Origin of the sequence: Pseudomonas sp. Tri1 (genome assembly GCF_017968885.1) — a bacterium.
In the GTDB taxonomy this organism is placed as follows: Bacteria; Pseudomonadota; Gammaproteobacteria; order Pseudomonadales; family Pseudomonadaceae; genus Aquipseudomonas.
On record NZ_CP072913.1, the window covers coordinates 5817081 to 5837848 of the forward strand.

General features: G+C 62.0%; 20 protein-coding genes. 9 read left to right on the forward strand and 11 right to left on the reverse strand.

Translation table 11 applies throughout. From position 1 onward, the window contains the following. Positions 1 to 80: 80 nt before the first annotated feature. Complete coding sequence (locus J9870_RS25310) at positions 81 to 647, reverse strand: DJ-1 family glyoxalase III (RefSeq protein WP_210641111.1); 567 nt, start codon at positions 645 to 647, stop codon at positions 81 to 83. A gap of 75 nt (positions 648 to 722) precedes the next feature. Beyond that, positions 723 to 1178, reverse strand: a complete 456-nt coding sequence (locus J9870_RS25315) for a DUF4879 domain-containing protein (protein WP_210641113.1) — start codon at positions 1176 to 1178, stop codon at positions 723 to 725. Between the two features lie 204 nt (positions 1179 to 1382). Between J9870_RS25315 and J9870_RS25320 the strand changes: the two genes are divergently transcribed. The 4 genes from J9870_RS25320 to J9870_RS25335 all read left to right on the forward strand — a co-directional run bounded on the left by J9870_RS25320 (position 1383) and on the right by J9870_RS25335 (position 5269). Next, the gene (locus J9870_RS25320) at positions 1383 to 2678 is read left to right on the forward strand and encodes an NCS2 family permease (RefSeq protein WP_210641115.1); all 1296 of its coding nucleotides are present in this window, start codon (positions 1383 to 1385) and stop codon (positions 2676 to 2678) included. Further along, the gene (gene trmA, locus J9870_RS25325; RefSeq protein ID WP_210641117.1) at positions 2675 to 3754 is read left to right on the forward strand and encodes a tRNA (uridine(54)-C5)-methyltransferase TrmA; all 1080 of its coding nucleotides are present in this window, start codon (positions 2675 to 2677) and stop codon (positions 3752 to 3754) included. Before J9870_RS25320 ends, trmA begins: the two co-directional genes overlap by 4 nt. 217 nt (positions 3755 to 3971) lie before the next feature. Continuing rightward, positions 3972 to 4412 (forward strand): type II 3-dehydroquinate dehydratase, encoded by a 441-nt coding sequence (gene aroQ, locus J9870_RS25330; RefSeq protein ID WP_210641119.1) that lies wholly within the window; start codon positions 3972 to 3974, stop codon positions 4410 to 4412. After that, positions 4412 to 5269 (forward strand): shikimate dehydrogenase, encoded by an 858-nt coding sequence (locus tag J9870_RS25335; protein ID WP_210641121.1) that lies wholly within the window; start codon positions 4412 to 4414, stop codon positions 5267 to 5269. The genes aroQ and J9870_RS25335 overlap by 1 nt, the downstream gene beginning before the upstream one ends. 119 nt (positions 5270 to 5388) lie before the next feature. Here J9870_RS25335 and J9870_RS25340 read toward each other — a convergent pair whose 3' ends face one another. Further along, positions 5389 to 6066 (reverse strand): TetR/AcrR family transcriptional regulator, encoded by a 678-nt coding sequence (locus J9870_RS25340; RefSeq protein WP_210641122.1) that lies wholly within the window; start codon positions 6064 to 6066, stop codon positions 5389 to 5391. A 103-nt stretch (positions 6067 to 6169) separates the two neighbouring features. Further along, positions 6170 to 8071 (reverse strand): 3-dehydroshikimate dehydratase QuiC, encoded by a 1902-nt coding sequence (quiC, locus tag J9870_RS25345; RefSeq protein WP_210641124.1) that lies wholly within the window; start codon positions 8069 to 8071, stop codon positions 6170 to 6172. Between the two features lie 270 nt (positions 8072 to 8341). On the opposite strand from quiC, the gene J9870_RS25350 reads away from it, so the two are divergent. Beyond that, complete coding sequence (locus tag J9870_RS25350) at positions 8342 to 9679, forward strand: MFS transporter (RefSeq protein ID WP_210641126.1); 1338 nt, start codon at positions 8342 to 8344, stop codon at positions 9677 to 9679. 77 nt (positions 9680 to 9756) lie between these two features. Here J9870_RS25350 and J9870_RS25355 read toward each other — a convergent pair whose 3' ends face one another. Both J9870_RS25355 and J9870_RS25360 read right to left on the reverse strand, forming a co-directional pair. Beyond that, positions 9757 to 10635 carry a DMT family transporter gene (locus J9870_RS25355; protein ID WP_210641128.1) on the reverse strand — a complete coding sequence of 293 codons (879 nt, stop codon included), beginning with the start codon at positions 10633 to 10635 and terminating at the stop codon, positions 9757 to 9759. Positions 10636 to 10689: 54 nt separating this feature from the next. Further along, a complete protein-coding gene (locus J9870_RS25360; RefSeq protein WP_210641130.1) occupies positions 10690 to 11469 on the reverse strand; it encodes an IclR family transcriptional regulator in 780 nt (259 codons plus the stop codon). 208 nt (positions 11470 to 11677) lie between these two features. On the opposite strand from J9870_RS25360, the gene J9870_RS25365 reads away from it, so the two are divergent. Both J9870_RS25365 and J9870_RS25370 read left to right on the forward strand, forming a co-directional pair. Continuing rightward, positions 11678 to 12565, forward strand: coding sequence for a neutral zinc metallopeptidase (locus J9870_RS25365; protein ID WP_210641133.1), 888 nt, complete (start codon positions 11678 to 11680; stop codon positions 12563 to 12565). Further along, positions 12566 to 13513 (forward strand): alpha/beta hydrolase, encoded by a 948-nt coding sequence (locus tag J9870_RS25370; protein WP_210641134.1) that lies wholly within the window; start codon positions 12566 to 12568, stop codon positions 13511 to 13513. A gap of 142 nt (positions 13514 to 13655) precedes the next feature. Here the strand turns inward: J9870_RS25370 and J9870_RS25375 are convergent, their stop codons facing one another. From J9870_RS25375 to J9870_RS25385, 3 genes are all read right to left on the reverse strand, one after another. Next, positions 13656 to 14249, reverse strand: a complete 594-nt coding sequence (locus tag J9870_RS25375; RefSeq protein WP_210641136.1) for an HAD family hydrolase — start codon at positions 14247 to 14249, stop codon at positions 13656 to 13658. Further along, positions 14246 to 15115 carry an acyl-CoA thioesterase II gene (gene tesB / locus J9870_RS25380; protein ID WP_210641138.1) on the reverse strand — a complete coding sequence of 290 codons (870 nt, stop codon included), beginning with the start codon at positions 15113 to 15115 and terminating at the stop codon, positions 14246 to 14248. Before tesB ends, J9870_RS25375 begins: the two co-directional genes overlap by 4 nt. A 104-nt stretch (positions 15116 to 15219) precedes the next feature. Further along, entirely contained in the window at positions 15220 to 15789 is a 570-nt protein-coding gene (locus tag J9870_RS25385; RefSeq protein WP_210641140.1) for a GNAT family N-acetyltransferase, read from the reverse strand. 73 nt (positions 15790 to 15862) lie between these two features. On the opposite strand from J9870_RS25385, the gene J9870_RS25390 reads away from it, so the two are divergent. Together J9870_RS25390 and J9870_RS25395 are read left to right on the forward strand one after the other, a co-directional pair. Beyond that, positions 15863 to 16783, forward strand: coding sequence for a histone deacetylase (locus tag J9870_RS25390; RefSeq protein WP_210641142.1), 921 nt, complete (start codon positions 15863 to 15865; stop codon positions 16781 to 16783). Between the two features lie 281 nt (positions 16784 to 17064). Further along, positions 17065 to 18306, forward strand: coding sequence for a TIGR03862 family flavoprotein (locus tag J9870_RS25395; RefSeq protein ID WP_210641144.1), 1242 nt, complete (start codon positions 17065 to 17067; stop codon positions 18304 to 18306). Positions 18307 to 18440: 134 nt separating this feature from the next. Here the strand turns inward: J9870_RS25395 and J9870_RS25400 are convergent, their stop codons facing one another. Both J9870_RS25400 and yedA read right to left on the reverse strand, forming a co-directional pair. Beyond that, positions 18441 to 19778, reverse strand: a complete 1338-nt coding sequence (locus tag J9870_RS25400) for a DEAD/DEAH box helicase (protein ID WP_210641145.1) — start codon at positions 19776 to 19778, stop codon at positions 18441 to 18443. Positions 19779 to 19836: 58 nt separating this feature from the next. Beyond that, positions 19837 to 20739, reverse strand: a complete 903-nt coding sequence (gene yedA / locus J9870_RS25405) for a drug/metabolite exporter YedA (RefSeq protein ID WP_210641147.1) — start codon at positions 20737 to 20739, stop codon at positions 19837 to 19839. Between the last annotated feature and the right edge of the window lie 29 nt (positions 20740 to 20768).

A 20768-nucleotide genomic window follows, 5' to 3' on the forward strand; every position in this document is an offset into this window, starting at 1 on the left:
AAGGCAAGTTAACGACGCAAGATGCCTACGTCTGCTGCGTAGCCGAGCGGGAGCAAGCTCCCTCGCCACAGTGAAGCGTGTCAGGCCAACAACTCCGCCGCCACTACGTTTCTCACGCCCTTGCCACAGAGTTGCTCCACCAGCGTCAAGGCAAACGCCAGGGCGGCGGCCGAGCCTTGGGCTGTGATGCAGTTGCCATCCACCACCACCGGTTGATCCACGAAGTTGCAACCGGACAACTGCTGGCTCACGGCGGGCAGGCAAGTCATGCGGCGCTGGCGCAGTACGCCGAACGCCTGGAGCACCAGGGCCGGGGCTTCAGCGATGGCGGCAAAAAAACGTCCGGTGCCAGCCTGGTTCTTGATCAATTGCTGCAACGGTTGATGGGCCGCCAGATGTTGGGCGCCGATAATGCCACCAGGCAAGACGATCAGGTCGAAATCCTGCACGAGCATGTCCACCAGCATGCCATCGGCGGTCAGGCGCGTGCCGCGGGCACAGGTGAGCATCCGCCGTCCTTCGATGCTCGCCAGCACCACTTCGATCTGTGCTCGACGCAGCACATCGACCAGAGTGACCGTCTGCAAGTCATCGACACCTTCGGCGACGGCAATCAGGGCTCTTGGCATTTTGGTTCCAGGCATCATGGGCGCTCTCCACTGGGTGGTTACTGAAGCCTAGTCAGGTTTGCCGGATCGCGTTCGGCTTGTCATGCCGACAGGCTATTTAATGTACAGCTGGGTCGACATCCGGTTGCCCGGTGCATTGATCGAGATGTTGCTGAAGCTGAAGGTGCCTTCCTGCTTGCCCTTCAGATCGAAGATGTACAGATAGCCGACGATCTTGGTCTTGGCCGAACAATCGTTGAGGTTGCCATTGCTGTATGCACACACCGGCGAGCGGGTGCCGTCGACCTCGAAACCGTCCAGCGTGACCTGGGGCTCACGGCCATAACCGATCTCCAACACGTAGACCTTGATGTTCGGCCCACGGTGATCGCAACGGGTCTGCGCCTGTCCTTGGGCGATGTCCTCGAAGCCACAGGCCGGCGATTCGACCTTGAGCACCTTGACCTCGCTCAAGGGCGGCGCCGACGCGGCATTGACGGCCTGCCCGGGCCACCACAGGCCCAGTGCGCAACCCAACGCCGTCACCACGTGTTTATTCATGCGAAACATAGAGACCTCCCGAAACCGCGCGCAGTATGGCCCACTTGGCGCGCCGGCAAAACATCGACGACGATCGCAGCCACAACGCCATGCTGCTGGTATGATGCGCGGCTTTTTCCGACCCACAGAAAATTCCCGGGCGCCGCTGGCGACCTGTGCTTTGCTGTTGAGGTCGATACATTCACGGCGCCCGGCGCGCCACGGGGAGCAGACATGCTGGAAAGGCTGTTTCAACTCAAGGCACACAATACCAACGTGCGGACCGAGATCCTGGCGGGCGTCACGACCTTCCTGGCCATGGCCTACATTCTGTTCGTCAACCCGAGCATCCTCGGCGAAACCGGCATGGACAAGGGCGCGGTGTTCGTCGCCACCTGCCTGGCGGCAGCCATCGGGTCCACCGTCATGGGCCTGATCGCCAACTACCCGATCGCCCTCGCGCCAGGCATGGGCCTGAATGCCTTCTTCACCTACACCGTGGTCCTGCACATGGGCCATACCTGGCAAGTGGCGCTGGGCGCGGTGTTCATTTCCGCCGTACTGTTCTTCATGCTGTCGATCTTTCGCATCCGCGAGTGGATCATCAACAGCATCCCGCTGCCCCTGCGCTCGGCCATCGCTGCCGGTATCGGCTTGTTCCTGGCACTGATCGCCCTCAATAACGCCGGCATCGTGGTGAAAAACCCGGCGACCATGGTCGGCCTCGGCGACCTGAAGCAACCGGCGCCGATTCTCGCAACCCTCGGCTTCGTCCTGATCGTCGCCCTCGAAGCGCTGAAAGTGCGCGGCGCGGTGCTGATCGGCATCCTGGCGGTCACCATTGTTTCGATCCTGATGGGCTTCACCCCGTTCGGCGGCGTGATATCCATGCCGCCGTCCCTGGCCCCAACGTTCCTGCAACTGGACATCAAGGGCGCCCTGGACATCGGCCTGGTGAGCGTGATCTTCGCCTTCCTGTTCGTCGACCTGTTCGACAACTCTGGCACCCTGATAGGCGTCGCCAAGCGCGCCGGGCTGATGGGCAAGGACGGCCACATGCCGAAAATGGGCCGCGCGCTGATCGCCGACAGCACCGCCGCCATGGCCGGTTCGCTGCTGGGCACCTCCACCACCACCAGCTACATCGAGTCGGCGGCAGGCGTCAGTGCCGGCGGCCGTACCGGCCTGACCGCCATCGTGGTGGCGATCCTGTTCCTGCTGGCACTGTTCTTCTCGCCACTGGCCGCCAGCGTCCCGCCCTTCGCCACCGCCCCAGCCCTGTTGTTCGTCGCCGTGCTGATGACCTCGGGCCTGGCGGAAATCGATTGGGACGACATCACTGTCGCCGCCCCCGTGGTGGTGACTGCCCTGGCGATGCCATTCACTTATTCCATCGCCAACGGCATCGCCTTCGGTTTCATCGCCTGGACCGCCATTAAACTGGTGTCCGGCCGTGGCCGTGAGCTGAACCCGGCGCTGGTCATCCTGTCGATTCTGTTCGTGATCAAGTTGGGTTGGTTCAACGCATGACTTTTGATTCCCAAGCCTACGCCGCCCAGCTCCAGGACAAGGTCACCCGCTTGCGTGACCTGCTGGCCCCGTTCGATGCTCCTGAGCCCGCTGTATTCGACTCAGCACTGGAGCACTTCCGCCTGCGCGCCGAATTCCGCCTATGGCGCGAGGCCGGCGAACGGCATTACGCGATGTTCTCCCAGGACGACAAGCGCACACCGATCCTCATTGAAGAGTTTCCCATCGCCAGCCTGCGCATCAACCAATTGATGCCGCAACTCAAGGCGGCCTGGCAGGCCAGCGCGCCGTTGAGCCACAAGCTGTTCCAGGTGGAGTTCCTGACCACCCTGGCCGGCGATGCGATGATCACCCTGTGCTATCACCGCCCGCTGGATGAACACTGGCACGCAGCGGCCACGAAACTGGCGAGCGACCTGGGCGTGAGCATCATCGGTCGTTCCAAGGGCAAGCGCGAAGTAATCGGCCATGACTACGTAGTGGAGAAACTCGACGTCGGCGGCCGCACCTTCAGCTATCGCCAACCCGAAGGCGCCTTCACCCAGCCCAACGGCGCGGTGAACCAGAAGATGCTCAACTGGGCCTATGAAGCGCTGGGCGATCGCAACGACGATCTGCTGGAGTTGTACTGCGGCAATGGCAACTTCACCCTGCCCCTGGCCACCCGTGTGCGCAAAGTGTTGGCCACCGAGATCAGCAAGACCTCGGTGAATGCTGCGCTGAGCAACCTCAGCGAGAATGCGGTGGATAACGTCACGCTGGTGCGCTTGTCCGCTGAGGAACTGACCGAGGCCTTGAACGAAGTCCGGCCATTCCGCCGCCTGCACGGCATTGACCTGAAAAGCTACGAATTCGGCAGCGTCTTCGTCGACCCGCCCCGCGCCGGCATGGACCCGGACACCTGCGAGCTGACCCGGCGCTTCGAGAACATCCTCTACATCTCGTGCAACCCGCAAACCCTCGCCGCCAACATCGCGCAACTGCACGACACCCATCGCATCACCCGCTGCGCGATGTTCGATCAATTCCCTTGGACCCATCACATGGAGTCCGGGGTATTGCTGACGCGGCGCTGAACGCTGCAACACTCCCTGTGTTTCATCTGTGGCGAGGGGATTTATCCCCTTACCACAATTACCCTCCCTTACCTCCCGACCAAGGTGGTGTTCGATCATCGAACACTTATTAGCCAGCGACGGCGGCTTTATTTGACCAAATTAACCATCTAGTACAATTTATCTCCACCGGCCGAAACCTGGCCGACGCCAACAATAAAAATGTGGAGAAATTGCGATGCCTCCGATCGTTCTGGTGCTCAACGGCCCGAACCTGAACCTGCTCGGTACCCGCGAGCCGGCGACTTATGGTCACGAAACCCTGGCGGACATCTCCGCACTGTGCGGCCGCGCCGCTGAAGAATTCGGCCTGGCGGTGGAGTTTCGCCAGACCAACCAGGAAAGCGAATTGCTGGACTGGGTGCATGGCGCACGCGGCCGATGTGCCGGCATCGTCATTAACCCAGCGGCCTGGACCCACACCTCAGTGGCGATCCGCGACGCCTTGGTGGCCAGCGAGGTCCCCGTCATCGAAGTTCACCTGTCCAACGTCCACGCCCGGGAAACCTTTCGCCATCACTCCTTTGTCTCATCCGTCGCCATCGGCGTGATATGTGGGTTTGGCAGCCATGGTTATCGCCTGGCCCTGGAACATTTCAGTCAGCGGTTAAAGGGTTGATGAGCATGTCGAATATCACTGTGCTGGCCGGCCTGATCGGCGCGGGCATCCAGGCGTCTCGCACACCGGCGCTGCATGAGCATGAAGGCGATGCCCAAGGCATGCGTTACCTCTATCGGCTGATCGACCTCGATGCATTGAAACTCGACAGCGGCGCCCTGCCCGATTTGCTCAAGGCCGCCGAGCACATGAACTTCACCGGCCTGAACATCACCTTTCCCTGCAAACAGGCGATCATCCCGCTGCTGGACGAGCTGTCAGCCGAGGCCCGAGGCATTGGCGCCGTGAATACCGTGGTGCTCAAGGATGGCAAACGCATCGGCCACAACACCGACTGCCTGGGATTCGCCGAAGGTTTTCGTCGCGGGCTGGGCAATGTTTCCCGCCGGCACGTAGTCCAGATGGGCGCCGGGGGTGCTGGCGCGGCGGTTGCCCACGCGCTACTGGCAGAAGGCGTACAGACGCTGAGCATTTTTGATGTCGAAGTCAGCCGCGCCGAGGCCCTGGCGAACAACCTGAACCAACACTTCGGCGCAGGCCGGGCCCGGGCCGGGCATGACTTGGCCAGCGCCATGGCCGATGCCGATGGCCTGGTGAACACCACGCCCATGGGCATGGCGAAACTGCCAGGCATGCCGGTGCCGGTCGAACTGTTGCGGGGCGAGTTGTGGGTCGCGGAAATCGTCTACTTCCCACTGGAAACCGAACTGCTGCGCAACGCCCGCGCCCTCGGTTGCCGCACGCTGGATGGCGGCAACATGGCGGTGTTCCAGGCGGTGAAGGCGTTCGAACTGTTCAGCGGCGTGGCGCCGGATGCGCAGCGGATGCTCGAGCATTTCCAGAGCATGAATCACTAAAACCTGGTGATAATTCCTTGTGGGAGCGAGCTTGCTCGCGATAGCGGTGGATCAGCCAGTATTGATGTGACTGACAGACTGCTATCGCGAGCAAGCTCGCTCCCACAAAGGTTTCAGGGTCAGGGCTGTAGATACCGCAACACCGACTCACAAACCATCTCGCGATGCCGCTGTTTGATCGCTTCGTCCGACAGGTCGATCTGAAAGATCTCACCGAACGTCTGGCGGTTGGACACACGGTAAAAGCAGAAAGAACTGATGAGCAAGTGCACGTCCAGCGGTTGGAGATCGGGACGGAACACGCCCTCTTCGGCGCCTCGACGCAAGATCACGCCCAAGGAATCGAGGATGGTATTGGTCATCGCCTTGATCGCGCCTGACTGCTTCACGTATTCGGCGTTGTGGATGTTCTCGATGCAGACGATGCGCACAAAATCCACATTGCGGTCGTGGTGGTCGAAGGTGAACTCCACCAGGCGCCGGATCGCATCGACCGGCGCCAGCTCGGCCAAGTGCAGGCGGCTCTCGGTATTGCGGATATCCCCGTAGAGTTTTTCCAACACCTCGACGTACAACTGCTCCTTGCTGCCGAAGTAGTAGTAGATCATGCGCTTGGAGGTGTGGATGCGCTCGGCGATGGCGTCGACCCGGGCGCCGGACAGGCCCTGCTGGACGAACTCGACGATGGCTTCCTGAAGAATGTTCTCCCGGGTTTTCTCCGGGTTGTTCTTGCGACTCTTGCGCGGCGCGGCGACGGGTTCGTCGAGGGCAGCGGAAAGCTCTGAATTCATAGTCATTGCGGGGCTCACGGCCATCACTGCACAGATCGGCGATTATGGGCCGCACCGTGCAGTGAAGGAAGCCACGGCATTGCCCATTACCGCCGCATTTACGATTTCCCTACAACTTGGCATGCCGCAAGCCACCGCTGCGCGACTTGGCCATGGCCGCCAGTCGCACCGCGACGTTGGCCGCGCCGTAACCGGCGTAGCCGTTCTTGCGCTGGATGATCTCAAAGAAAAACCGCCCCTCGAACGGCTCGGTGTAAACGTGGAACAACTCGCCACCCTGGGCATCACGGTCGTACAGCACGTTGAAATACGCCAGCTCACTGAGAAACTCATCGTCGAAATCGAACCGCGCCGCCAGGTCGTCATAATAGTTGAGCGGAATGTCCAGCAACGGCACACCGGCCTCCTTGGCGCGGCTGACCTGGGCAAAGATGTCATCGCAATCGAAGGCAATGTGATGCACCCCCGAACCTCGATAACTCGACAGGGCGTGTGATATCGCAGTGTTGCGGTTCTCGGAAATGTTCAACGGCAGCCGGATCGAACTGCAGCGGCTGCGCAGGGCGCGGCTTTTTACCAGGCCATAAGGATCGGGCAACACCACTTCGTCGTCGGCCTCGAAATCCAGCAAGCTCTTGTAGAACAGCACCCAACTATCAAGGCTGTCGGCCGGCAGCGCCATCGCCATGTGGTCGATGCGCTTGAGCCCGGCGCCGATGACGGCACCGGGCTGCAAATTGAAATCGGTGCCATAGACATCGGCCTGCTGGTCCACCAGGTAGATCAGGCTGCCATCCGGGGCGCGCACCGCCGCCAGTTCCAGTTCGTTGGGGCCCACCAGCCCGCGATAGGGCTGGCCCTTGTAGGCAACGGCTCGCTCCAAGGCGCTGGCACTGTTTTTCACCCGCACGGCAGTGGCGCACAGCGACGGTCCATGAGCTTCGAAGAAGCTGTGGGCGAAGGAGTACGGCTCACTATTGAGGATCAGGTTGATGTCGCCCTGGCGCAGCAGGCTCACGTTCTTGGAACGATGCTGACCGGCCTTGACGAACCCCAGCCGTTCCAGCCAGTGGGACAGCTTGGCGCCGAGGTTATCGTCCACGGCGAACTCGAGAAACTCGATGCCGTTGTATTCACTGGCCGGCGGTGTGGCGAAGAGGATATCGGCATTGCGGGTGGACGGCGCTTCTTCGGCCAGGCGCTGGCGGGTCTTTTCTTCCAGGTACAGCAGCGAGCGCAGACCGTCGGCGGCATTGGCCCGTGGCGGCGCGGCGCGGAAGCCGTCGTTGAAGATTTCCAGCGACAATGGCCCGGTGTAGCCACTCTTGATGATCGGTGCCAGGAAACCCGGCAAGTCGAACTCGCCCTGCCCGGGGAAGCAACGGAAATGCCGGCTCCACTCCAGCACATCCATCGCCAGGATCGGTGCGTCGGCCATTTGCACGAAGAAAATCTTCTCGCCGGGGATCTCGGCAATCGCACTCGGATCGCCCTTGAGGGACAAGGTGTGGAAGCTGTCGAGCAATACGCCGAGGCTGGGATGATCGGCCTGACGCACGATGTTCCAGACCTGTTGATAAGTATTCACGTGCCGGCCCCAGGCCAGCGCCTCATAACCGATGCGCAAGCCCCGTGCACCGGCCCGTTCGGCCAGCAACCGCAAGTCATCGATCAGAATCTGTTCATCACCGACGCTGTCGGCCGAGGCATTGCTGCACACCAGCACCAGGTCGGTGCCCAGCTCCTGCATCAGGTCGAACTTGCGCTCGGCTCGCTCCAGGTTGCGCGCCAGGCGGTCGCGGCGGCAGCCTTCAAAGTCACGAAACGGCTGGAACAACGTGATGGCGATGCCTAGGTCAGCACACATCTGCCTGATTTCCCGAGGGCTGCCATCGTAGTAGAGAAGGTCGTTCTCGAAGATCTCCACTCCGTCGAAACCAGCGGCGGCAATGGCCTCGAGTTTTTCCGGCAGGGTACCGCTCAAGGATACGGTGGCAATGGAACGCTGCATGACTTCGGCTCCCGGGACAGGCATCGGCTACAAAAGGTGCGCCGTTTTTTGAAAGAGTCAGCCGATTATTGGGCTGCCGATTTCTTTGAGCAATTTAATATGTACCATTCGGTTAGTTTTTTGGGCGATTATCGAACAAAATGCCGATTGCCGAATTGACGATTTTTTGCTCACTGCGCACCATCGCTCCCACATTGACGCAGGCCCTGGCCGCCGGCATCAATGGACAGACCCAGACCAACCATAAGAATTTCAAAACGGGTACCCGCTATGATTCCTTCCCAAAGCTCCCGCCTGACCCCCGGCCTGGGTGTTTCGACCAGTGGCATCGGTGACAAGATCCGCGGCGCCATGGCCGTAGGCAAGACCCGCTGGGGCATGCTCGCCCTGGTGTTTTTTGCCACCACCCTGAACTACATCGACCGCGCCGCCTTGGGCGTGATGCAGCCGATTCTTGCCAAGGAGATGAGCTGGACGGCGATGGATTACGCCAACATCAACTTCTGGTTCCAGGTCGGCTATGCCGTCGGCTTCATCCTGCAGGGTCGGCTGATCGACCGGATTGGCGTCAAGCGCGTGTTCTTTTGCGCAGTGTTGCTCTGGAGCCTGGCGACCGGCGCCCACGGCCTGGCCACCTCGGCGGTGGGTTTCATGGTCTGCCGCTTTATCCTGGGCCTGACCGAAGCGGCCAACTACCCGGCCTGCGTGAAGACCACGCGGCTGTGGTTTCCGGCCGGTGAACGGGCGGTAGCCACTGGCATTTTCAACGCAGGGACCAACGTCGGCGCGATGTTCACCCCGATGCTACTGCCACTGATCCTGCACGTGTGGGGCTGGCAGGCGGCGTTCCTGTGCATGTCTGCGCTGGGCGGAGTCTGGCTGCTGTTCTGGGGCCTGAAATACTTCAACCCGGAAGATCACCCCAGCGTCAAACAGTCGGAACTGGATTACATCCAGGCCCAGGACGAACCGGACCAGGTCCGCGTGCCTTTCTCCCGGATCCTGCGCATGCGTGGCACTTGGGCGTTCGCCCTGGCCTACTCGATCACGGCCCCGGTGTTCTGGTTCTACCTGTATTGGCTGCCGCCGTTCCTGAACCAGCAATACAACCTGGGCATCAACGTGACCCAGATGGGCATCCCGTTGATCATCATTTACCTCACCGCTGACTTCGGCAGTGTGGGCGGCGGCATCCTGTCTTCATTCCTGATCGGCCGCGGCCTCAACCCAATCAAAGCGCGACTGGTGTCCATGCTGCTGTTCGCCTGCTGCATCATCGGCGTGATCATGGCCGCCGGCGCAAGCAACCTGTGGATGGCGGTGTTTGCCATTTCCCTGGCCATCGGCGCGCACCAGGCCTGGACCGCGAACATCTGGAGCCTGGTGATGGACTACACGCCCAAACACATGATGAGCACAGTGTTCGGCTTCGGCGGCATGTGCGCAGCCATCGGCGGGATGTTCATGACCCAGTTGGTGGGCCACATCCTCACGATCACCAATAACAACTACACCGTGTTGTTCACCCTGATCCCGGCGATGTACTTCATCGCCCTGACCTGGCTGTACTTCATGGCGCCGCGCAAGGTGCCTACGCTGGAAAACTGATACCGGGCCAGTTTCGAGCAATCAAGTCGAACACCTTTGTGGCGACGGGATTTATCCCCTCGCCACAGGGGGCCACATCAGCTCCGCCGCTGTTGCCACGCTGCCGCCAGCCCACTCAAGCAAATCAGAGCGATACCCACCACCGTGGTCAACGTCGGCGTGTGGCTGAACAGCAACCAACCCAGCAGCCCGGCAAACACAATCTGGCAGTACCCGAACGGCGCGAGCAGTGCCGGGGCGGCAAAACGGAAGGCCTGGGTCAGCATCAAATGCGCCGTCATCCCGCAGGCCCCCAGCGCCAGCATCATCGCCCCGTGCAACAGGCTCGGCACTTGCCAGAAGAACGGCACCAGTGCGCTCATCACCAACGTGTTGCACAGGCCCGCGAAGAAGTTGCTGGTGGTCGGACTGTCGATCTCACTGAGCTTGCGCGTGAGCAACTGGTAGAAGCAGAAAAACAGCGCCGAGCAGAACGGCAACAACACCGCCGGCGTGAACAGATCCCCGCCGGGATGGACGATGATCAACACCCCGATAAAACCGAAGATCACCGCGATCCATTGGCCACGCGTCACGTGCTCGCCCAACAATGGCACCGACAGCGCGGTGACCAGCACCGGGGCCAAGAAGTTGACCGCAGTCGCCTCGGCCAACGGGATATACATCAGGGCCGTGGTAAAGAACAGGCTGGTGCCCAGCAGACACAGTGCCCGTGCCAGCTGCCACAGAGGGCGTTTGGTCCGCAGGACCCGCAGTCCCGAGCGCGGCAGGAAAATACCGGCCATCAGCAACGTGTGCACCACGTATCGAGCCCACACCACCATGATGATCGGATAGAAACCCGAGAGATATTTCGACAGGGCGTCATGACTGGAGAACAGGAATGTCGCGCAGAGAATAAGCAGGATGCCCTTGAAGGCCTGATTGACGCCGGAAAGCGGGGTGCTGACGGTCATGTAGGAATCCTGCGTTGCGTGTGTAGGTAAGAGCCAATATCTGCGACCACGGATTCAGCTGAACAGCTCCGATGCCTGACTGGCTTGGGACAGCTCCTCGGCAAACGCCAGCAAGGTCGGTGCCAGCTCATGCAAGCGCGCCCGGGGCATTCGCGCGCTGGGCCCGGCAACGCTGAGGACGCCGACGACCCGACCGTCCAGTGGATGTCGCACCACGGCGGCAATGGCCGAGGTGCCGACCGCCGAGCTTTCCTCGACGCAGGCATAGCCTTGCTCACGGGCCTGTCGCAGGTATTGGAGCAATTCAACCGTGTCGCGTGGCGCGTTCGGCCCCAGTTCCTGGGTGGGCACCTGGTTCACCTGCCGCTCAACCAGGGCCAACGCCTCACTGTCGCTCATGCACGCCAGCCAGGCATGCCCCGAGGCGGTATAGAACAACGGAGCCTCGCGGCCCATGTCCGGGTCGTAGCGCAAGCCGGAGCGCGCGCCCTGGGACTTGGCGATCCAGGTCTGGCGGTCCCCCTCGATGACGCCCAGGCGCACCAGTTCCCCAGTGTCCCGCGCCAGGCGATCGAGCACCGGCTGAACGATGTCCGCACCACTGCGCGACAGGTAGCGAAAACCCATGGCGACCAAGCGGGTCGACAAGTGATAACGCAGGTTCTCCGGATTCTGACGTACATAGCCCAGACGCATCAGCTCGGCGAGCAGGCGGTGAGTGGCGCTCTTGGGAATTTGCAACTGCTCGGCCAGCCCTTGCAGCGGCCAGCCGTGGGGATCGCTGGCCAGGCTTTCCAGCACGTTGAAGACCCGTTCGATTTGACTGCCGGCCATGGGAAATCCAAATGAAATGTTAGTCGATTCTAAAATATGCAGAGTTTAATGCAAATTCTGGAACTGGAAACCCTTCATGGGTCGATGAACCAAAAGCCGCGGTGATTGCCTGAAAGCTCAAGCACTACGCGCATCCAGGCTTCCCAAAAGCTAGACTCACCGCAACATCGGCAGCACTCTTCACACTGTCAATCAGAGGATTCCCCACATGTTATGGAAAAAAGGTCGCCGCAGTGACAACGTGGTGGACGCCCGCGGCGACGGTGGCGGCGGCGGTGGGATGCGCTTCGGCGGCGGCAAGGGTTTGAGCCTGACGGCCATCATCCTGATCGTCGGCATCGGCTGGATCACCGGCCAGGACCCGATGCAGATCCTCGGGCAACTGGCCGGGCAGATGGACCAGAGCTCTGCGCCCGCCTCCTCACAAACCCGCCAGGCGCCACCGGCCAACGATGAGCAGGCCGAATTCGTGCGCTCGATCCTCGGCGACACCGAAGACACCTGGGGCCAGGTCTTCCAGCAAGCCGGGCGCCAGTACCAGCAGCCGAAGCTGGTGCTGTTCAGCGGCCGGGTCAACTCGGCCTGTGGCCTAGCCTCTTCGGCGACCGGCCCGTTCTATTGCCCGGCTGATCGGCAGGTCTACCTGGACATGAGTTTCTTCAAGGAAATGTCCCAGCGTTTCTCTGCCGCCGGGGACTTCGCCCAGGCCTACGTCATCGCCCATGAAGTCGGGCACCATGTGCAGACCCTGCTCGGTGTGTCGGCAAAAATCCAGGAAGCCCGCCAACAAGGCCGGCAGATGGAAGGTGACGGCGGCTTGCTGGTCCGCCAGGAATTGCAGGCCGATTGCCTGGCGGGCGTGTGGGCCAACCACGCGCAAAAACGCCTGAACTGGCTGGAGCCGGGGGACATTGAGGAGGCCTTGAACGCCGCCAACGCCATCGGCGATGACCGCTTGCAGCAACAAGGCCAGGGCCGCGTGGTACCGGATTCCTTTACCCATGGCACGTCGGCGCAGCGGGTGCGCTGGTTCAAGACCGGCTTCGCCCAGGGCCAGGTCAACCAGTGCGACACGTTCGCGGCGAAAAACCTGTAGATGAAGTGGGCGGCGTTGATGGGGCTGGCGCTGTGCTGCACCGTCGCCCAGGCAAACGAACACGGCGTGAACGTTGTCGCCCAAGGGCGCCTGCAGTTCAAGGGCGGCGCCATGGCCGTCGACGTAAGCCCGCCCCCCACGTCTATCCAGCGCGTGCTGATTATTGTCCATGGTCGGCTGCGTAATGCCGACACCTACCTGCACAGCGCAGAAAAGGCCGCAGGCCAGGCCGGGCAACTGGCCACGACCCTGATCATCGCCCCGCAATTTCTCAACGAACAGGACGTGGCGCGCCATCAATTGCCCAATGACCTGCTGCGCTGGCAAGGCAACGACTGGATGGCCGGCGGCTTATCCACAGGGCCGAATCCAGTCAGTTCCTTTCAGGTCCTCGACGACATCATTGCGCGAGTCAGCGACCGGCAGCAGTTTCCCGAAGTGAAGCAGATCATCATCGCCGGCCATTCCGGCGGCGCCCAGGTCGTGCAGCGCTATGCCCTGCTCGCCCACGGCCAATATCGGATCGAGCCACGCTTTGTCATCGCCAACCCGTCGTCCTATGCCTACTTCGATGCACAACGGCCCATGGCTTTCGACCCTGCCAGTTGTCCAGGCTTCAATCATTGGAAGTACGGTCTGCAGGGTCTGCCCACCTATGCAGCCGGGCAAACACCCGCGCAGCTGGAAAACAACTACATCAAGCGCGACATCGTCTATTTGCTCGGACAACAAGACATCGACCCGGAACATCCGGCCCTGGATAAAGGCTGTGAAGCGCAAACCCAGGGGCCGTATCGGTTATTGCGTGGTCATTTCTTTTTTGACTACCTGACCCGGCGCCATCCTGTTGGGTTGAACCAGCGGCTGATCGAAGTGCCGGGGGTGGGGCATAACGGGGATGGGATGTTGACTTCGCCTGAGGGGTTGAAGGTGTTGTTTGGTCAGTGAATTTTGTAGCGCGTGAGGGGGCCCTATCGCGAGCAAGCTCGCTCCCACAGGGGTTCGCTGCCGATTAAAAAATCTGAGTCGCCACCAATCCACGGTGGGAGCGAGCTTGCTTGCGATAACGGCTAGCGAGCCGATATCAATCTCAAGCAGAAAGCATCCGCCGCAACTCGACACAATCGCGCGCATGCCAATCCGTCAACTCCGGCCACGGATTGTCCGGCAGATTCACCAACACCGTCCGCGCCCCGGCCGCGCGACCGCAGTCCAGGTCGAAGCGGTAGTCGCCGACCATCACCATCGCCTCCGGTGCCACGCTCCAGGCCTCGGCCAGCTTCAACAAACCACCGGGATGGGGCTTGGGCGGAGCTTCGTCGCGGCCCAGCACATCCTCCACGGCGAAACAGTCCGCCAGGCCGATGGCCTCAAGGGTCACGTGGGCCAGCTCGCGGGCGTTGCGGGTCAGGATCCCCAAGCGAACACCACGTGCCGCCAGCTCGCGCACCAACTCGACCGCCCCCGGTGCAGGCTTGGAGCCCAGCGCCAGGTCCCGCTCGTGCTCCAGCAGCCAGGCATGCTTGGCTGCGGCTTCATCCGCTGGCAACGCCGCCAGGTGGGTGAGGATGTCGTCTTCGGCCGGAATCGCCAGGGCCACGCGGATCGCCGCGAAATCATGCACGGCGATGGTCAGCGTGCCGTCCATGTCGAATACCCAGTGCCGTACTTCGGCCAGGCTCATGCCCAGTCCTTGCGATGGCGGATCAGGCCTTCCTGGGTCACCGACGCCACCAGTTGCCCGGCACGATTGAACACGCTGCCCCGGGAGAACCCGCGGGAATTGCCGGCCCATGGGCTATCCATGGCGTAGAGCAACCAGTCATCGGCGCGCAGGTCGGCGTGGAACCACAAGGCGTGGTCGAGGCTGGCGACCTGCATATCCTTGTGCCACACCGATTTGCCGTGGGGCAACAGCGAAGTGGTCAACAGGCCGAAGTCCGAGGCGTAGGCCAGCAGGTATTTGTGCAAGGCCGGCGAATCCGCCAGGGCGCCATCGGCGCGGAACCACACGTATTTGATCGGATCGGCCGGTTGCGGGTTGTAAGGGTCTTTTTCGGTGACCGGGCGCACCTCGATCGGCTTGGCGCACAGCAGCTTTTCACGCATGTGCTCGGGCAACAGGTGCGCGCGTTGCTGGGTCAGCTCCAGCTCGGATGGCAGGTTCTCCGGCCCGACAACTTGCGGCATGCTGCTCTGGTGCTCAAAGCCCTGTTCGTCGTACTGGAACGATGCACTGCAGGTAAAAATCGGATTGCCCTTCTGGATCGCCGTCACGCGGCGGGTGCTGAAACTGCCGCCATCACGCACCCGGTCCACCTGGTAGACCACCGGCAGTGCGGCGTCACCCGGACGCAGGAAATAACCGTGCATCGAATGCACATGGCGCGCCTCTTCCACGGTCTGGCTGGCCGCCGACAACGACTGGCCCAGCACCTGGCCACCGAACAACTGACGGAACCCCAGGTCCTGGCTGCGACCGCGAAACAGGTTCTCTTCGATCGGTTCCAGGGTCAGCAGGTCGACCAGATCTTCCAACACGTGGCTCATTCAGACTTTCCTCACACAGCGCAACACCGCGCAGTCTGCGCTGCGGCGGTGGATCGATTGTTGGCCCGGGCCATTGTGGCGGGCATTGTAAACGTCCGTGTCGGCTAACCGTGCAGGGTCTGTAGCCACTGTTCACGGTTGATGCGATAGAGCACATGGTGACGCAATGGATGCCCGACCGCGAGCTTTGGGTGTTCAAAGTCGTCAGCCGCAGCGTGGTGCATGCCGATCGCCTGCATGACTTTTTGCGACGGCAGGTTATCCACAGCGGTGAACGCCACCACTTCGTCCAGCAACAACTGGTCGAAGGCACAGCGCAACGCGGTCCACGCCGCCTCACTGGCATAGCCCAGCCCCCAGTGCTCCCGCGCCAGACGCCAGCCGATCTCGATGGCCGGTGTGAACGGTGCATCGAACCCGACCACGCCCAGCCCGGTAAAGCCAATGAACGCCCCGGTGTCCTTGCGCTCCAGTGCCCACAACCCAAAACCATGCTCGGCAAAATGCCCACGCACGCGGCCGATCAAGGCGGCGCTTTCCAGCCGACTCAAGGGAGCCGGGAAATATCGCATCACCTGCGGATCGGCAGACATGGCGGCAAATTCCGGCAAGTCCTCGTCACGCCACTGCCGCAACAGCAGCCGCGCGCTTTCCAGTTCCAGTATCGGCTCCATCTTCACTCCCCTTCCATGCCCCAGAGTCTACAACGCTGGTAGGATCCGTCACATAATCACCACTGAAAACACCATGCCGCTGCCACTGATCTATCACGAAGACTACAGCCCCGAATTCCCGGCGGAACACCGTTTCCCCATGGACAAGTTCCGCCTGCTGCGCGATCACCTGGTGGACAGCGGCCTGACCCGCGACGCCGACCTGCTGCGCCCGGCACTGTGCCCGCCAGACATCCTCGCCCTGGCCCATGACCGCGCCTATATCGAACGCTATATGGGCGGCGAGTTGTGTCGTGAGGACCAGCGGCGGCTTGGCCTGCCCTGGAGCGAAGCCCTGGCCCGCCGAACGGTACGCGCCGTGGGCGGCTCGCTGCTGGCGGCTGAACAGGCCCTCGAACACGGGCTGGCCTGTCACTTGGCCGGCGGCACCCATCACGCCCATTACGACCACCCGGCCGGATTTTGCATTTTCAACGACCTGGCGGTGATCAGCCGATATTTCCTGGCCAGCGGCCGGGTCTCGCGGGTGCTTATTTTCGACTGTGATGTGCATCAAGGCGACGGCACCGCCCGAATACTCCATGACACTCCGGACGCCGTGACAGTTTCCTTGCACTGCGAAAAGAATTTTCCTGCGCGCAAGGCGCAAAGCGACTGGGACATCCCCTTGCCGATGGGCATGGAAGATGCCGCTTATTTAAAAGTGGTGGACGATGCGCTCAACTACCTGCTGCCGCTCTACCAGCCTGACCTGGTGCTGTATGACGCCGGTGTCGATGTCCACAAGGACGATGCCCTCGGTTACCTGAAGCTGACCGACGAAGGCCTCGCCGCCCGGGATGAGAGCGTCATGCGCCATTGCCTGGGACGGGATATCCCGGTGGTCGGCGTGATCGGCGGCGGCTACAGCAAGGACCGCAAGGCCCTGGCCCGCCGCCACGGGATCCTGCACCACAGCGCACAAAAGGTCTGGGCGTCATCAGGTTGTCATTGAACGCTGGGCGCGTTACCCACAATGCCTGTGGGCCGGCCTGTGGATAACCTGAGTGAAACGGCTTACAGGCCATGCCGCATGTAGCCTGCAGAGGTCTGACTGTTTTTTGATCACACACTTCAAAAACACCCCATACCCTGTGGGAGCGAGCTTGCTCGTGACTGCGGTGGATCGGCTAGATCAATACCAACTGACACACGGCTATCGCGCGCATGCTCGCTCCCACAGGAATTCTGTGCTGATAGAATGCCGCGCTTAATCCCGCTTCCGCAGCCCACGCCATGACCTCGACCACCCAACCCCACACCCCAAGCATCACCATCATCGGCGGCGGCCCCGCCGGCCTGATGGCGGCCGAGGTGTTGAGCCAGGCCGGGATCCAGGTCGACCTGTACGACGGTATGCCTTCAGTGGGCAGGAAATTCCTGCTGGCCGGTGTCGGCGGCATGAACATCACCCACTCCGAAGCCTTCCCGGCATTTCTGTCCCGCTACGGCGAACGCGCGCCAAACATCGCTCCGTTGCTGCGGGCATTCGGCGCCGAGCAATTGTGCGAATGGATTCACGGGCTGGCCATCGACACTTTCGTCGGCAGCTCCGGGCGGGTCTTTCCTACCGACATGAAAGCCGCCCCGCTGCTGCGCGCCTGGCTCAAGCGCCTGCGTGATGCCGGCGTGCTGATCCACACACGTCACCGCTGGCTCGGTTGGAACCCCGATGGCAGCTTGCGAATAGCGAGTCCGGAAGGTGAGAAAACGCTACGCCCCGACGCGACACTGCTAGCACTGGGCGGTGGCAGTTGGGCGCGACTGGGCTCCGACGGCGCCTGGATGCTGCCGCTGGAACAGCGCGGTGTAGTCCTTGCACCACTGCAGCCGAGCAATTGCGGGTTCGACGTGCAGGCCTGGAGCGATTTGATGGTCAGCAAATTCGCCGGTGCCCCGTTGAAGAACATCGCCATCGGCCTGGACGACGATGCACCGCGCCTCGGCGAATGCGTGATCACCGCCACCGGCATCGAAGGCAGCCTGATCTACGCGCTGTCGGCAGCGATTCGCGAGGCCATCAACCAACACGGCAGCGCAACGATCCACCTGGACCTGCTGCCAGGGCGACCTGTGGACAAAGTCCAGCAAGCGCTGAACAAGCCCCGCGGTTCACGCTCGATGGCCAAGCACTTGCAAAGCCAGTTGGGCATCGACGGGGTCAAGGCCGCGCTGCTGCGCGAACTCACGCCCGCCGATTGTTTCACTGACCCGGCGCGCCTGGCCCTGGCGATCAAGGCCTTGCCTATCACCGTGGTGAAAACCCGCCCCCTGGACGAAGCCATCAGCAGCGCCGGTGGCGTGACCTTCGACGCCTTGGACGAACGCTTGATGCTCAAGCAACTACCCGGCGTGTTCTGCGCCGGGGAAATGCTCGATTGGGAAGCGCCGACCGGCGGCTACCTGCTCACGGCCTGCTTCGCCAGCGGCCGCGCGGCGGGGCTAGGTATGCTGGAGTGGTTGCGGCGCCTGGATTGAAGACCCAGGCGTGCCCATCGCGAGCAAGCGCGCTCCCACAGGAGTCTGTAGTGGACACCGGATCTGTGCACACCTGAGAACCCCTGTGGGAGCGAGCTTGCTCGCGATAGCGATGTATCAGACGCCGCGAATCATCAAGGCTTACGCTTGCGTGGCCCAGTATTGAACACCGGCACCTTGCGCACCGGCTTGACCGAGGGCTCCACAGGCCCCGCGTCGCCGCTGTCCACCCACTTGCCCAGGTTGCGCTTGCCGCCACTGCCTGAGGTTTTCGGTTTCTTCGGCTTTTTCGGTTTCTTGATGACCTGGCCGCTGGCGTCAGTGTCCGGCACCCGATGCTCAGGCTCGAAGTCCTGTTCCATCTGCCGGGGCAACGTCTGACGGGTCAGGGTTTCGATGGCTGACAGCAGATTCACTTCGTCGGCGCAGACCAAAGAAATCGCCTGCCCCGTAGCGCCCGCCCGGCCGGTACGGCCGATGCGGTGAATGTAGTCCTCGGCGACAATCGGCAGGTCGAAGTTCACCACCAACGGCAAATCCTCGATGTCCAACCCACGGGCGGCGACGTCGGTGGCCACCAGGATCTGCACTTCACTGGCCTTGAAACGGTCCAGTGCCCGCTGGCGGGTGGCCTGGGGTTTGTCACCGTGGATACCGTCGGCGTTGATGCCCATGCCCTGGAGTTTTTCCACCAGTGCATCGACGCCGTTGCGGGTCTTGGCGAACACCAGCACCTGCTTCCACTTACCCTTGCGCATCAAGTGAACGAACAGTTCCGGCTTGCGCTTCTTGTCCACCGTTACCACCCATTGTTTGACGGTGTTGGCGGCGACGTTGCGCGGGCTCACTTCAATGCTCAGTGGGTCGTTGAGCATCTGCCCGGCCAGCAGGCGGATCGCATCGGAGAACGTTGCCGAAAACAGCAGCGTCTGACGCTTTTTCGGCAGAGCCTTGTAGATATTGGCCAGCTCTTCGGAGAAACCCAGGTCGAGCATGCGGTCGGCTTCGTCCAGCACCAGAGTCTGCAACTGGTTGAACTTCAGCGCGTTCTGCCGGAACAGATCGAGCAGGCGCCCCGGTGTGGCGACCAATAGATCGACACCTTTGCGCAGTTTCATCATTTGCGGGTTGATGCTGACGCCGCCATACACGGCATACGTGCTCAGCGGCAGGTTTTGCGCGTACTGGCGCACGCTTTCATGAACCTGTTCGGCCAGCTCGCGGGTCGGCACCAGGATCAGCGCCCGCACCGAGTTGGCAGCGACCTTCGGCCCTTCGGTGGTCAGCAGCTGCAACAGCGGCACGGCAAAACCGGCAGTCTTGCCGGTGCCGGTCTGGGCGGCGGCCATCAGGTCGCGACCGGCCAGCACCGCCGGCATGGCTTGGGCCTGCACCGGGGTCGGGGTCTGGTAACCGAGCGTCTCAAGGGCGCGCAGCAAGGGTTCGATCAGGCCAAGGGTGGCGAAAGTCATGGAAGTACCGTAGGAAAAATCAGCGCAAGGTGTGCAATGCGCGGCAGTTTACCCTAATTCAGGATTCGGCCGGCGCGGGCATCGGTTTGCGCCATTGGGGCAACCCGATCAACACCACAGCGCTGATGATCACCAGCATCGCCGAGGCCTCTTCAATGCCGATGGTTTCACCGGCGAATACGATCCCCAACAACACCGCTACCGCCGGGTTGACGTAGGCATAACTGGTGGCCGCCGCCGGACGTACATGCTTGAGCAGGTACATGTAGGCGTTGAAAGCGACGATCGAGCCGAAACAAGTCAGGTAAGCCAGGGCGAACCAACCTTCCAACGGCGGGACACTGTCCAGATGCTCGCCGCTGGCCACGCTGCCGATCAACAGCACCACGCCGCCAACCAGCATTTCCACGGCACTGGCCATCGCCCCCGCCGGCAACGGCAAGTGCTTGCTCAGCACCGAACCAAAGGCCCAGGACGCCGCCGCGAACACCAGCAAGGTCGCACCCAGCGGGCTCGATTGCAGGTTGGAGCCAAGGTTGAGCATGGCAATGCCAATCAGCCCCAGCACAATCCCCGCCCATTCCAGGCGGGTATTACGCGCGCCCCAGAAATAGCCGCAGAGCAAGGTAAACAAGGGCACCGTCGCCACGGCCAACGCCGCCACCCCAGACGCCACGCCCGTGTGCTCGGCAACGCTGACCGCACCATTACCGAAACTGAGCAGCAGCACACCAATGATGGCCCCGGCCTTCCATTGCGCCCAGGTCGGCGCCGGCGCCCCGCGCCAGCGCAGGAAGCCGTACATCAGCGAGCCGGCCAGCACGAAACGAATCCCCGCCAGCAACAGCGGCGGCCAATGCTCGACACCGATGCGAATCACCAGATAGGTCGACCCCCAGATGACGTACAAGGCGAAAAAGGCAGCGATCAATGGCAAAGGGAAACGGCGTGGGCCAGGCATGGTCGGCTCGAAGTCAGGACAATGAGAGG

Coding starts and splice junctions, on each gene's coding strand:
- J9870_RS25310 (WP_210641111.1), bottom strand. CDS start 647: ATGATGCCTGGAACCAAAATGCCAAGAGCCCTGATTGCCGTCGCCGAA.
- J9870_RS25315 (WP_210641113.1), bottom strand. CDS start 1,178: ATGTTTCGCATGAATAAACACGTGGTGACGGCGTTGGGTTGCGCACTG.
- J9870_RS25320 (WP_210641115.1), top strand. CDS start 1,383: ATGCTGGAAAGGCTGTTTCAACTCAAGGCACACAATACCAACGTGCGG.
- trmA (WP_210641117.1), top strand. CDS start 2,675: ATGACTTTTGATTCCCAAGCCTACGCCGCCCAGCTCCAGGACAAGGTC.
- aroQ (WP_210641119.1), top strand. CDS start 3,972: ATGCCTCCGATCGTTCTGGTGCTCAACGGCCCGAACCTGAACCTGCTC.
- J9870_RS25335 (WP_210641121.1), top strand. CDS start 4,412: ATGAGCATGTCGAATATCACTGTGCTGGCCGGCCTGATCGGCGCGGGC.
- J9870_RS25340 (WP_210641122.1), bottom strand. CDS start 6,066: ATGACTATGAATTCAGAGCTTTCCGCTGCCCTCGACGAACCCGTCGCC.
- quiC (WP_210641124.1), bottom strand. CDS start 8,071: ATGCAGCGTTCCATTGCCACCGTATCCTTGAGCGGTACCCTGCCGGAA.
- J9870_RS25350 (WP_210641126.1), top strand. CDS start 8,342: ATGATTCCTTCCCAAAGCTCCCGCCTGACCCCCGGCCTGGGTGTTTCG.
- J9870_RS25355 (WP_210641128.1), bottom strand. CDS start 10,635: ATGACCGTCAGCACCCCGCTTTCCGGCGTCAATCAGGCCTTCAAGGGC.
- J9870_RS25360 (WP_210641130.1), bottom strand. CDS start 11,469: ATGGCCGGCAGTCAAATCGAACGGGTCTTCAACGTGCTGGAAAGCCTG.
- J9870_RS25365 (WP_210641133.1), top strand. CDS start 11,678: ATGTTATGGAAAAAAGGTCGCCGCAGTGACAACGTGGTGGACGCCCGC.
- J9870_RS25370 (WP_210641134.1), top strand. CDS start 12,566: ATGAAGTGGGCGGCGTTGATGGGGCTGGCGCTGTGCTGCACCGTCGCC.
- J9870_RS25375 (WP_210641136.1), bottom strand. CDS start 14,249: ATGAGCCTGGCCGAAGTACGGCACTGGGTATTCGACATGGACGGCACG.
- tesB (WP_210641138.1), bottom strand. CDS start 15,115: ATGAGCCACGTGTTGGAAGATCTGGTCGACCTGCTGACCCTGGAACCG.
- J9870_RS25385 (WP_210641140.1), bottom strand. CDS start 15,789: ATGGAGCCGATACTGGAACTGGAAAGCGCGCGGCTGCTGTTGCGGCAG.
- J9870_RS25390 (WP_210641142.1), top strand. CDS start 15,863: ATGCCGCTGCCACTGATCTATCACGAAGACTACAGCCCCGAATTCCCG.
- J9870_RS25395 (WP_210641144.1), top strand. CDS start 17,065: ATGACCTCGACCACCCAACCCCACACCCCAAGCATCACCATCATCGGC.
- J9870_RS25400 (WP_210641145.1), bottom strand. CDS start 19,778: ATGACTTTCGCCACCCTTGGCCTGATCGAACCCTTGCTGCGCGCCCTT.
- yedA (WP_210641147.1), bottom strand. CDS start 20,739: ATGCCTGGCCCACGCCGTTTCCCTTTGCCATTGATCGCTGCCTTTTTC.